This window comes from Rhizobacter sp. P1_G5, assembly GCF_056405435.1.
Window position 1 is genome coordinate 18,465 of sequence record NZ_JBFUCB010000011.1, and the last position, 12,237, is coordinate 30,701.

A 12,237-nucleotide genomic window follows, 5' to 3' on the forward strand; every position below is an offset into this window, starting at 1 on the left:
GCGCATGCGTAGCGGTCTGGCCTTCTCAGGGATGTCCGACGGACTTTATGTGTTGGAGCCAGGACGTTCGACTCACGCCGGGTCAGGCCTGCCGCTGGTGGGAACGCACAACCGGGCCACCGCGAGGCGCTCTCCCACCGTCAGCGTGAATGTCCAGCCAAACCGCTCGCAGATCCGATGCGCGATCTGGGTCCCAATCCCGAAGCCTGCCGTCGATGGCGTGTCAGGAAGCCCGTTCCGCACCTCGATGCTGCACTCGTCGACGACCACTTCGATGCGATCCGGGCCACCGTGGAAGACGGCGTTCTTCAGCATGTTGGCCACGAGCACGTGGACCGTCGTCGCAGGGGCCGAAAGCAACAGGGGATGCCGCTCCACGACCGAGAACGCATGGCTCGGGCTCTCGCCCATGAGATGGCGGATCAAGGATCTCACCCACGCTTCATCGATCGACAGCGCGTCCGACACCGGCCGGACCGTGTCGCCGGACAGTTGCAGGAACGTGTCAACCAGTGCGTGCATGTCACGCAGCCCCCGGTGGGCACGCTCGATCGCCGGCCCCTGCTCCGGCCTGCCGTGCGCCTCGATGCGCTCAAGAGCCGCCTGCACGACCGCCGCCGGCGTACGCAGCTCATGGCTCGCGAAGCGGGTGAAACTGCGCTCCCGATCCAGGGCGTCCGCAGTTCTCTGCAGTGCGCTGTTGATCTGGACGACGAGGGCCTCGATCTCGACGGGGGAATTGGCTGGCAGTGCAACCTTCTCGAGGCTTCGGGGATCGCGCGCCGAGACCAGGCGCCCCACCTCGAGCATCGGCGCGGTGACCCGTCCGGTGATCCTCTTGCACAGCCACAGCACCAGAAGGCCGAACGGAACGATGCCTATCAGGTACCAGACGAAGACCTGAGACTCGATGGTCTCGTCCGGTTTGACCTCGGCGTGGGACTCGACAACGTAGAAGGCGCGGCCGGTCGCATGGGGCTGCGCGAGGACGTAGTAGTCCAGGGGCTCGCTACCGAGCTCGAAGATGCCGCGCTTGTCCGGCGACAACATCCGCTGCAGCTCGGGTGGGAGCAGCTCATAGCGGGGATAGATGACGGTGACGGGATCGATCCCGAGCGGCGCCTCCAGCTTCGCCTGCTTGCCCCAGTGGTCGCCGATGTGCTGCAGGCGGCGCTCGGTCTGGAAGTCCGAGCCCAGGTGCAGCGCCCCCTTCACGAGAAACGCGTTCACCATGAACGTCAGCACGAGGATCAACAGCAGCAGATGCCACATCCTCGCGAACAGCGTCTGTGACCGCTCGAAGGTGGAGACGAAGCTTGCCATCAGGGCTCCAGGCAATAGCCTTGCTTGCCTCGCGTCTGGATGACCGCGCTGCCTCCAGCGTTGTGGATCAGCCGGCGAAGCTGGTAGAGATGCGTGCGCAATGCGTCGCTTGCAGGCCGGTCATCATCGCCCCACAAGGCGCTCTCGAGCTCATCGCGCGAGACGACGCGTGGCGCGTGTCGCATCAGGGTGTGAAGAAGACGTCCCTGGAGCGGCGTCAGCGTGCAGGTCTCGCCCGACGAGATCAGCAGCTTCCATTGCCTGGTGTCCAAGGTGAGGCCGGCGCCCTGGACGACGCCGACACTGTTCGGGACGGTCAGGAACCTTCGAATCGCGGCCCGGACGCGGGCGACCAGCACCCTGGACTCGAAGGGTTTGACGATGTAGTCGTCGGCTCCCCTGTCGAGCCCCTCGACAACCTGGTCCGGCGAGCCTTGGGCGGTGAGCATCAGGATGGGTGAACGAAAACCATCGCTGCGCAGTCGCGTGCAGACGTCGAATCCGCTGATGCGCGGGAGACCTACATCCAGCAGCACCGCATCGAACGGAGGTGACGTGCTCTCCACCAGTCGCAGCGCCTGCGCACCATCGCTTGCGTAGTCCGGATCGAACCCGGACTCTTCCAGCGTCTCCAGGATCGAGGCGGCCAGGTCTCGGTTGTCTTCGACGAGCAGAACACGTTCGCGATGCATCACGGGACTCATGCCTTCCATTCTGGCCCTTGCCAGTTGATTCACTCAAGCTGCCTGCRAAAGGGGGCTCGGGACGCTCGGCGAACTTCACGATTGCTTCACGCATCGGGTGCCCCACTGCACTCACCGATCGGCCACGACACGCCTGTCGTTCGTGTCATGCACCGCGACAGGTCGCTGGCCGGTTCAACCCACCACTGGAGTTCCATGATGTCCCGCATTCGTCCCGTCGTCAGAGCCGGCGTCCTCGCCCTGGGCCTGCTCACGCTGTTCTCCGCCCAGGCCGACGAGGAGCGGCAAGGCTCGCAATGGGGCCTCGGCCTCGTGACCCTGTACGACCGCAAGCCTTATCGAAGCTTCGACAACAAGGCGAAGGTACTGCCCTTCGTCTTCTACGAGAGCCGCTGGGTCAGCCTGATCGGACCGACCCTCGACCTGAAGCTGGTGTCGACCGACTCGCTGTCGTTCAGCGCGCGGCTGCACTACGCCGGCGACGGGTACGAAGCCGATGACTCCCCCTACCTGGCCGGCATGGCCGAGCGCAAGGAGAGCTTCTGGGTCGGCGGCGCGAGCAGCCTGAACACCGAGCTTGCAACCCTGTCGGTCGAACTGCTGGGAGACGCCTCCCGCAAGAGCAAGGGGAAACGCGCCAGCCTGAGCATCGAACGCGAGTTCAAGGCCGGAGACTTCGACTTCACGCCGCGCCTCGCCGTCCATCGCTTCGACGGCAAGTACGTCAACTACTACTACGGCGTGCGCGCGGATGAATCCACCTCGACGCGTGGGGTTTACCTGGGCAAGTCCGCGACGAACGTTGAAGCTGGCGTGCGGATCGGCTATTCGCTCGCACCGCATCACAAGCTGTCGCTCGACCTGAGCACGACCCGCCTGGGCGCCAGCATCGAGGACAGCCCCTTGGTGGAGCGTTCCAGGCAAGACGGCGTCCGATTCGGCTACATGTATCTCTTCTGAGCGATGCAGGCCGCAAGCCCTTCAGGTCGCCTGTCGAAGGCGATGGTTCTGCTCATCGCCGCTTTGCTGACGCTGCGCCTGTTCGCCATGGCCTGGCTGCCGTTGATGGAGACCACCGAGGCGCGCTATGCCGAGATCGGCCGCAAGATGCTCGAACTCGGCGACTGGATCACGCCTTGGCACGACTACGGCGTGCCGTTCTGGGCCAAGCCGCCATTGTCGTTCTGGCTCACCGCGGCCAGCATGAAGGTGTTCGGCGTCAACGAGTTCGCGGCCCGGCTGCCCCACTTCCTCTGCATGCTGTTCGTTGCCGCAGCATGCGGCCGCCTGGCGGCGTCACGCCGCGACACCCCACCGCTGGCCACCCTCGGCCTGCTGTGCGGCGCGTCCCTGTCCCTGGTATCGGCCGGCGCCGTGATGACCGACGAAACCCTCGTGGTCGGCACCACGCTCGCGCTGTGCGGCCTGTGGCAGGCCTTGCACGGGCCGCGGTATCGCGACGGCGCCATCCTGCTGTTTGCCGGCCTGGCGATCGGACTGCTGGCCAAGGGCCCGCTGGTACTCGTGCTGGCAGGCTTTCCGACGGCCGCCTGGGCGGTGTGGACAGGGCAGGGGCGCCGCCTGCTGAGGGACGTCCCGTGGATTCCGGGGCTGGCAGCGACGACCGCGGCCGCCGCCTGGTGGTACATCGCGGCAGAACTGAAGACGCCCGGCTTCATCGACTACTACATCGTCGGTGAACATTGGCACCGCTTCCTCACGCCGGGATGGTCCGGCGACCGCTATGGCTTTGCCCATGCCTTTCCCCCGGGAACGATCTGGCTCTTCGCCCTGGTTGCGACGCTGCCCTGGCCGCTGCTGCTGCTGGCCGCTGCATCCACGCCTCGTGTGGCACGGACCGAGCCTGCCAGCCCCGATGTCGACACGCGCTCATGGCAAGCCTACCTCGCGTGCTGGTCACTGGCGCCGCTCGTGTTCTTCACGGCGGCGCGCAACGTCATCCTGCCGTATGCGCTGCCGGCCCTCCCGGCGATGGCGTTGCTGGCCAGCCATTGGCTGTGGCGTCGCGTCGGCCCGGAACGCAAGCACGCCTGGATTGCCGGGGGGCTGGCACTGTCGACCGCCGGTGTGCTGGGACTCCTCATCCACGCCGAGCGTGCGGGCACGTTTGGCAGCAGCTCCGCCAAGGCCGTTGTCAGCGCCTGGGAAGCGCAGCGTCACCAGGATGCCGAGCCGCTGGTGTTCGTGACCGAACGGCTCCACTCGGCTTCGTTCTACAGCGCAGGCCGGGCGGAGTTCGCCACCTCCCCGGCTGAGGCGCTGAAGCGCCTGGCACCGAACGGCGGTTTTGTCGCGCTGCGCGGTGACGACACCAACGTCCTTGCAAGGTTCGACTGCGTCACGCAGCGGACCGACGTCGGCGGCTTCGTCCTGCTTCGCGTGCGCGAGAGCATCTCGGCATCTTGTTCAGCGAACGAATGCGCGCCCGCGATCGTCGCGACTGAACAGCACCAGCATCAGTGCCAACCATGAAGCTTGTTCTGGCCGCACTGGTCCTGTCCGCGACTGTCGTCGGTGTGATCTGGGCCTCGAAAGATCCTGCGCCGGAAATGCAGGCCGCGAAGGCGGCGCCTCGGCCGACCCTGACGGTGACCGTCACCTTGCCTCGAGYGGACAGGCTGCCCGTCCGTCTCGCCGCGACGGGCAACGTGGTCGCATGGCAAGAGGCGATTGTCGGCGCCGAGGCCAACGGCTTGCGCCTGTCAGGCGTTTTCGCGAATGTCGGGGACCCGGTGCGGCGCGGGGCCTTGTTGGCCACCTTCACGCCCGAGACCGTTGCCGCAGAACTGGAACAGAGCCGCGCCGCCGTGGCGGAGGCGACCGCCACGTTTGCAGACGCGTCCGCAACCGCGCAACGAGCGCGGACGCTCGAAGCGACCGGGGCGCTTTCTGCACAACAGGTCCAGCAACGTCTCACGGCCGAGCGGATCTCCAAGGCGAAGATGGACGCCGCGCAGGCTGCCTCCCGGCTGCAGGAGATTCGCCTTGCGCAGACCCGTGTCCACGCCCCTGACGATGGCGTCATCTCGATGCGAAGCGCCACCGTGGGCGCCGTGATGCCTGCCGGCCAGGAGATGTTCAGGATCATCCGCCAGGGCCGGCTCGAGTGGCACGCCGAGATTCCTGCCGCCGATCTCCCGCGCGTGAGATCCGGCCAGAAGGTCATCATCCAGTCGGAGGGAAACGAGCCCATGGCAGGCCAGGTGCGAGTGCTGGCGCCGTCAGTGAACACGCAGACCAGAAGCGGCCTGGCGATGGTCGACCTGCCCTCCGATGGCAGCCTCCGCGCCGGCATGTTCGCCCGCGGGGAGATCGAGATCGGGGAGGGAGGGCCGACGCTCACCCTGCCCCAGACGGCCGTCGTGCAACGGGACGGCTTCGACTACGTCATGCGACTCGGCGCCGAGGGAAGGGTCATGCAGACCAAGGTGACGCTGGGACGTGCTGCAGGCCATCGGGTCGAGATCCTGGCCGGGATCGACTCGAGCAGCAAGGTGGTGGCCACCGGCGCGGGCTTCCTCAGCGATGGGGACGTGGTCCGCGCGGTCGCCGGGCCGAACGGCCAGTGAGGGAGGCCATCTTGAATCTCAACGTGTCATCGTGGTCCATCCGCAACCCGATCCCGGGCATGCTTCTGTTCGTCGTGCTGACCTTCCTCGGCATCGTCGGCTTCCGCGCCATGAAGGCCCAGAACTTCCCGGACGTCGAGGTGCCGGAGGTCCTGGTCTCGGCGTCGCTGCCGGGCGCATCGCCCTCGCAACTCGAGAACGACGTCGCGATCAAGATCGAGAACGCAATCGCCGGATTGCAAGGGCTCAAGCACATCAAGACCACGCTGACCGACGGCTCGGTCAACATCACCGTCGAGTTCCAGCTCGAGAAGCCCGCGCAGGAAGCCGTCGACGATGTCCGCGACGCTGTGGCGCGGGTGCGTGCGGACCTGCCGGCGGGGTTGCGCGACCCCACCGTCAAGAAGGCCGAGTTTGCGACGTCACCGATCCTCACCTACACGGTCGCCTCCTCGCAGATGGACGAAGAGGCCCTCTCATGGTTCGTGGACGACACCGTCGGCAAGACGCTTCTTGCCGTGCGGGGTGTCGGCGCGGTGTCCAGGGTGGGCGGCGTGAACCGCGAGATCAGGGTCGAGCTCGATCCTGCGAAGCTGATGGCCTTGAAGGTCAGTGCGGGCGACATCTCGCGACAGCTGCGGGCGGTGCAGCAGGAGTCGGCGGCGGGCCAGGCCAACCTGGGAGGCCGCGAGCAGTCGGTTCGAACCATCGCGACAGCGCTGACGGCACATGACATCGGGGGCATGGACCTGGCGCTCAGCGACGGCCGACGCATCAGGCTCGACCAGGTCGCGCGGGTGCTCGACACCGTCGCGGACCAGCGCTCAGCCGCACTGCTGGACGGACATCCGGTGGTCGGGTTCGAGGTCACGCGAGCCCGCGGCGCTGGAGAACTGGAAGTCGCTTCCGCCGTACGCGATGCCCTGGCGAAACTTCGCACGGCGAATCCCGGCATCGAGTTGCGCGAGGTGATCGACTACGTCCAGCCCGTCAAGGAGAACTACGACGGATCGATGCAACTCCTCTGCGAGGGCGCTGTCCTCGCAGTGATCGTCGTGCTGCTGTTCCTGCGCGACTGGCGCGCGACCGCCGTGTCAGCCCTTGCCGTGCCACTCTCCGTCATCCCGACGTTCGCGGTCATGCACCTGTTGGGCTTCAGCCTCAACATCGTGACCTTGCTGTCGCTCTCGCTGATCGTCGGCCTCCTGGTAGACGATGCCATCGTCGAGATCGAGAACATCACACGCCACCTTCGCATGGGAAAGACACCCCGTGCGGCCGCGGTGGAGGCCGCGGACGAGATCGGCCTGGCGGTGATCGCGACGTCTTTCACGCTCATTGCCGTCTTCTTGCCGACAGCGTTCATGCAGGGTGCCGCTGGGCGATTGTTCGTTCAGTTCGGGTGGACCGCTGCCATTGCGGTCTTCTTCTCGCTCGTCGTCGCTCGTGTGCTCACGCCGATGATGGCCGCAAATCTTCTGACCCCGCCGAAAGGCGCCCGACCGCCACAGACCCGATGGATGGGTCTCTATGCCCGGTGGGTGGTTTCGTGCCTGAGGTACCGGGGGGTCACCTTGGGAGCCGCGTTCGCGTTCTTCGCCCTCGGACTGCTGCTGGCGACAAGGATCCCGGGCGAGTTCCTGCCATCGGACGATKTGGCACAGACTCAGGTCATACTCAGCTTGCCGCCGGGAAGCACGTTGACGGACACGCTCGCCGCCGCTGAAGCAGCACGCCGCATGGTCGGCACGAACGAGCACGTCAAGACGGTCTACACCGCGATCGGTGGTGGCATCACCGAGACGGGTCCGGGTGCATCGGGTGCGGCGCCGGTGGCCATGCAAACGGCTGTAATGACCATCACCCTGTCCCATCGCGACGAAAGGCCAGGCCTCAGCAGGCAGCGAATCGAAGGACAGCTGCGCGAGGCACTGGAGCTGCTGCCAGGGGTCCGAGTCCAGGTCAACCGGGGTGRCTCGGACGAGGGCTACGTCGTCGTGCTGACAGGGTCCGACAGCCGCGTGCTCACCGAGCATGCCGCGCTCGTTGAACGAGAGCTCAGAACGCTGCCTGGCGTCGGTGCCGTCACGTCGAGCGCGGGACTGCTCCAGCCCGAACTCGTTGTCCGGACCGACTTCGCCCGGGCGGCGGACCTGGGTGTGACCTCCGCGGCCATCTCGGACACACTGCGCACCGCGACATCCGGTGATTTCGATCAGGAGTTGGCCAAGCTCAACCTCAGCAAGCGGCAGGTACCGATCGTCGTCAGGATGGCGAACGCCGGTCGCCAGGACATCGAGACGCTGCGGCAACTGCCCGTCCCTGGCGCACGCGGACACGTTCCACTCGCAAGCGTCGCATCACTCGCGACCGGCAGCGGTCCCGCGCAGATCACCCGCCATGACCGTGCCCGCAACATCGACCTCGCGGTGGAATCGAATGGCACGCCGACCGGTGAGATGGAAGAAGCGGCACGCTCCCTGCCCAGCCTGCAGCACCTTCCACCCGGGGTGAGTCAAGGCGCATCCGGCGAAGCGGAGGCGATGGACGAACTCTCGCAGGGCTTCGGCACCGCCATGGTGACGGGGGTGCTGTGCATCTACGTCGTCCTGGTCCTGCTTCTCAAGGACTTCGTGCAACCCATGACCATCCTGGTGGCACTTGTCCTCTCGATCCCGGGCGCGTTCGTTGCGCTCCATCTCGCCGGGGCGACGATGTCGGTGCCGTCAATGATCGGCCTGATCATGCTGATGGGCATTTCGACGAAGAACTCCATTTTGATCGTCGACTATGCCGTCATGGCCCGTTTGCAGGGTGGACTGACGCGTGACAGGGCCATTGTGGATGCCTGTCGCAAACGCGCGCGTCCGGTGGTCATGACCACCCTGGCCATGGGTGTCGGGATGCTGCCCGTGGCCCTCGGTTGGGGAGGCGATCCCAGTTTCCGTTCCCCGATGGCGGTGGTCGTGATCGGTGGACTGATGTCCTCGACGGTTCTCAGCTTGTTCGTGATCCCCGTCGTCTACACGTGCCTGGATGACCTCGTCGCGTGGCTGCGCACCCGCAGCGTGGTGATGCGCCACAAGAATCCACCGGCAGCGACGTCCTGACCCATGCCGGTTGAACATCGTCAACTCGGCAGACCCGAACGGTGCGGTTCCCATCGCTCGAATCGCTCAGTAAACTTCATCTCTCATTCCTCGCTTGATCCTCACCTTGGCTTCATCCGCACACCGTCCTGCACGCGCTCTGTTCACCTTCGGCTACGAGGGTCTGTCGATTGACGCGTTCATCGAGCGCCTCAAGGAGGCGCACATCGAGCTGATCGTGGATGTGCGCGAGCTGCCGCTGTCGCGCAAGAAGGGCTTCTCCAAGACATCCTTCCGTGAGGCGTTGGCGGCGGAGGGCATCGCCTACGAGCACCGTCCGGCGCTCGGTTGCCCGAAGCCCGTTCGGAATCGCTACAAGGTGGATGGCGACTGGCAGGCCTACACCCGCGGGTTCCTCGCGTACCTGGCCACCCAGAAGGCCGAGATCGCTGACCTGACCCAAACGGCGCTCGCTCAGAGCGCTTGCCTCGTGTGCTTCGAAGCCGATTTCGGCTTTTGCCACCGCACTTACGTGGCTCGCGCCGCTCGCCAGGACGGTGCTCTGGCCGTGCAGCATCTGACCGCTAGAACAGTGGTTGCTGACGCACCAGCGCGTCTGGCAGCCTAGGTGCGTAGAGCACGCTGACGATCAACCACTGCTTGGGAAAGCGGTGGATGGTGCCCAGCAGGAAGAGCACGTCTCGATCGCCGAACTCCGTCAGGAACTTCTGGCGAAACGCATCCTGCCAGTCGTCGCGACGATGCACGTTCCAGTACAGGGCACCGGCCTCCCAGTCCACGAGTTTGTGCCGGAACTCGGCCGATCCAGCCTCAGTCTGGCATTCGTAGCGGTAGTGGAAGTCGTACGGCAACTTCTTCAGCGTCTTCAACGAGCGCTGATCTTCGTTGGCATCGAACAAGTTGCCCTGCTGCTGCTCCTGCAGCAACTTTGCCTTCTCATCCTCGGTCCATTCCGCGTTGTCCACGGGTGTGATGTCCAGGCCCAGCAGCCGGCTCGGACGCACGAGACCCAGCGTCACGCCATCGGTCGCACGTGCCGCATCCAGCGCGTCGAAAGAGTTGAAAACCGGCACGCCCTTGATCGCCTCTCGCCGAGCAATCCAATAGTCGCGTGTGGACAAGGGCTCGCCTTCCAGTTCGATCGTGTCGACCGAGATGCGGTGACTCTCCGGCCGGGCATCGTCCTGCGCGCGTCGCACCCGAGCGCGGACCCACTGCCACTTCTTGAACTGCTGATCATCCTCAACCAGCCGGAAGGGAACTGGGAACAGGCGGACCAGTCTGYCGTCCTCGGCCATGCCGGCCACACAAGAGGTCTCGACGTAACGCGCACTGGGCGACGGATAGGTCTTGCAGAGGATCAGGATGCGTTGGTGGTCTGTTGCCATTCAAAACTCCCTGTGATGCCGCAGGACCACGGCGTGTTGATCAAAACCTGAGTTGCGTGCAGATGGCGAAGAGTTCCGTGGCCTTTGCAAAGATACAGTGTTGACCAGCGGGTTATCCCTCTGCAGACGGTCCATCGCATCCCCAACAATCAGTGGAACCGCTTCCATACTTGACCGTCCACCCTTGGACGCGCCTTGACGAGAAAGCGGATGCCGGACCGACCGCCATTCCAAGGATTCCGAGGAGACACCATGAATTCCAAGCACCTTGCCCGGCACGGTGCCGCGGCCCTGGGCGTGCTGAGCGCGCTGCTGGCCGCCGCCTGCGGGGGAGGCGGCTCGGCCGCGGCTGAAGAAGCGAGCCCGCTCGCCACCCGCACCCGGTCCGAGAAGAGCGCCGCCGTCATCCCACCCGCCCCCACCTACACCGATTGGCCGGCCGTCACCAGCGCGATCGCGCGCGATCCGGCGATGGAGTCGCGCATCGCGCAGATCGTCGCGGCGATGACGATCGAGCAGAAGGTCGGGCAGATGACGCAGCCCGAGATCAAGAGCATCACGCCCGACCAGGTGCGGCAGTTCTTCATCGGCTCGGTGCTGAACGGCGGCGGCTCGTGGCCGAACGGCGACAAGCACGCGAGCGCCGCCGCCTGGGTGGCGCTGGCCGACCAGTACTACAACGCGTCGATGGCCACTTCGATGGCCACGAAGATCCCCATCATCTGGGGCACCGACGCGATCCACGGCCACAGCAACGTCTACCAGGCCACGCTGTTCCCGCACAACATCGGGCTGGGCGCGGCGCATGACCCGGCGCTGGTGCAGCAGATCGGCGCGGCGGTCGGCCAGGCGGTGCGCGCCACCGGCATCAACTGGATCTTCGGGCCGACCCTCGCGGTCGTGCGCGACGACCGCTGGGGCCGCACCTACGAGAGCTTCTCGGAGGATCCGTCCCTCGTGCGCGCCTACGCCGGCGCCTACGTGACCGGCCTGCAGGGCAGCTTCGCGAGCGACACCAACGTGGTCGCGACCGCCAAGCACTTCATGGGCGACGGCGGCACCGACCAGGGTGTCGACCAGGGCGTGACGACGGCGTCCACCGCCGACATGATCAACATCCACGGCCAGGGCTACTACAGCGCGCTGGGCGCCGGGGCGCAGACGGTGATGGCGTCCTTCAACAGCTGGACGAATGCGGCCGCCGGCATCAACGTCGGCAAGATGCACGGCAGCAGGCAGATGCTGACCGACATCCTGAAGACCAAGATCGGCTTCGACGGCTTCGTCGTGTCCGACTGGAACGGCATCGGCCAGGTGCCCGGCTGCAGCAACGCGAGCTGCGCGCAGGCGATCAACGCCGGCATCGACATGGTGATGGTGCCCGACGAGTGGCAGGCCTTCATCAGCAACACCTCGGCCCAGGTGCGCTCGGGGGCAATCCCGATCGCGCGCATCAACGACGCGGTGACGCGCATCCTGCGCGTCAAGATGCGCTCGGGGCTGTTCAACGGGCGCAAGCCGTCGCAATCCGCCGGGGCCGGTGTCCAGGGCCAGCTGGCGGCCCGTGCGCTGGCGCGCGACGCGGTGCGCAAATCGCTGGTGCTGATCAAGAACAACGGCGAGCTGCTGCCGTTGGCACGCGGGCGCAGGACGCTGGTGGTCGGCAAGAGCGCCAACAGCATCTCGAACCAGTCGGGCGGCTGGTCGCTGACCTGGCAGGGCACCGGCAACAGCAATGCCGATTTCGCCGGCATCAGCGACACCGTGCTGGCCGGCATCCAGGAGGCCGCCGGCAGCGCCAACGTCGAGTACAGCGCGACCGGCACCGACAAGAACCCGGCCAACTACGACGTGGTGATCGCGGTGATCGGCGAGACGCCGTATGCCGAAGGCGCCGRCGACCTCAAGGGCAGCCGCACGCTGGCGCACGCGGCCAACTACCCGGAAGACCTGGCGGCGCTGAACGCGGTGTCGGGCAAGGGCAAGCCGGTGGTGACGCTGCTGCTGGCGGGGCGGCCGCTGTACGCGAACGACCTGATCAACAAGTCCGATGCCTTCGTCGCCGGCTGGCTGCCGGGCACCGAGGGCAAGGGCGTCAGCGACGTGATCTACCGCACTGCGC

9 protein-coding genes are annotated in these 12,237 nt (G+C 66.1%); 6 read left to right on the forward strand and 3 right to left on the reverse strand.

Features of this window, described 5'->3' with window-relative positions:
* Positions 1 to 72: 72 nt before the first annotated feature.
* Both AC1D12_RS01940 and AC1D12_RS01945 read right to left on the reverse strand, forming a co-directional pair.
* Positions 73 to 1,323 carry a sensor histidine kinase gene (locus tag AC1D12_RS01940; RefSeq protein ID WP_477824942.1) on the reverse strand — a complete coding sequence of 417 codons (1,251 nt, stop codon included), beginning with the start codon at positions 1,321 to 1,323 and terminating at the stop codon, positions 73 to 75.
* The gene (locus AC1D12_RS01945) at positions 1,323 to 2,027 is read right to left on the reverse strand and encodes a response regulator transcription factor (RefSeq protein ID WP_197066986.1); all 705 of its coding nucleotides are present in this window, start codon (positions 2,025 to 2,027) and stop codon (positions 1,323 to 1,325) included. Before AC1D12_RS01945 ends, AC1D12_RS01940 begins: the two co-directional genes overlap by 1 nt.
* A gap of 198 nt (positions 2,028 to 2,225) precedes the next feature.
* Here AC1D12_RS01945 and AC1D12_RS01950 point away from each other — a divergent pair, with 198 nt between their 5' ends.
* The 5 genes from AC1D12_RS01950 (at position 2,226) to AC1D12_RS01970 (ending at position 9,334) form a co-directional block, all read left to right on the forward strand.
* Positions 2,226 to 2,987: a MipA/OmpV family protein gene (locus AC1D12_RS01950; RefSeq protein WP_477824941.1), complete on the forward strand. Its 762-nt coding sequence runs from the start codon at positions 2,226 to 2,228 to the stop codon at positions 2,985 to 2,987.
* Between the two features lie 42 nt (positions 2,988 to 3,029).
* Entirely contained in the window at positions 3,030 to 4,520 is a 1,491-nt protein-coding gene (locus AC1D12_RS01955) for an ArnT family glycosyltransferase (protein WP_477824940.1), read from the forward strand.
* Complete coding sequence (locus AC1D12_RS01960) at positions 4,517 to 5,617, forward strand: efflux RND transporter periplasmic adaptor subunit (RefSeq protein WP_477838603.1); 1,101 nt, start codon at positions 4,517 to 4,519, stop codon at positions 5,615 to 5,617. The genes AC1D12_RS01955 and AC1D12_RS01960 overlap by 4 nt, the downstream gene beginning before the upstream one ends.
* A gap of 59 nt (positions 5,618 to 5,676) precedes the next feature.
* Positions 5,677 to 8,727, forward strand: coding sequence for an efflux RND transporter permease subunit (locus AC1D12_RS01965; protein ID WP_477838610.1), 3,051 nt, complete (start codon positions 5,677 to 5,679; stop codon positions 8,725 to 8,727).
* 94 nt (positions 8,728 to 8,821) lie between these two features.
* Entirely contained in the window at positions 8,822 to 9,334 is a 513-nt protein-coding gene (locus tag AC1D12_RS01970; protein WP_477824938.1) for a DUF488 domain-containing protein, read from the forward strand.
* Here AC1D12_RS01970 and AC1D12_RS01975 read toward each other — a convergent pair.
* Positions 9,291 to 10,115 (reverse strand): DUF8757 domain-containing protein, encoded by an 825-nt coding sequence (locus AC1D12_RS01975; RefSeq protein WP_477838605.1) that lies wholly within the window; start codon positions 10,113 to 10,115, stop codon positions 9,291 to 9,293. The genes AC1D12_RS01970 and AC1D12_RS01975 overlap by 44 nt on opposite strands.
* Positions 10,116 to 10,367: 252 nt before the next feature.
* Here AC1D12_RS01975 and AC1D12_RS01980 point away from each other — a divergent pair.
* The coding region (locus AC1D12_RS01980) for a glycoside hydrolase family 3 protein (protein ID WP_477838607.1) at positions 10,368 to 12,237 on the forward strand (1,870 nt) is incomplete at its 3' end.

Excerpts from the sequence above, each read along its gene's own strand:
- AC1D12_RS01945 (WP_197066986.1), bottom strand. The coding sequence starts at position 2,027 with ATGAGTCCCGTGATGCATCGCGAACGTGTTCTGCTCGTCGAAGACAAC.
- AC1D12_RS01940 (WP_477824942.1), bottom strand. The coding sequence starts at position 1,323 with ATGGCAAGCTTCGTCTCCACCTTCGAGCGGTCACAGACGCTGTTCGCG.
- AC1D12_RS01950 (WP_477824941.1), top strand. The coding sequence starts at position 2,226 with ATGTCCCGCATTCGTCCCGTCGTCAGAGCCGGCGTCCTCGCCCTGGGC.
- AC1D12_RS01955 (WP_477824940.1), top strand. The coding sequence starts at position 3,030 with ATGGTTCTGCTCATCGCCGCTTTGCTGACGCTGCGCCTGTTCGCCATG.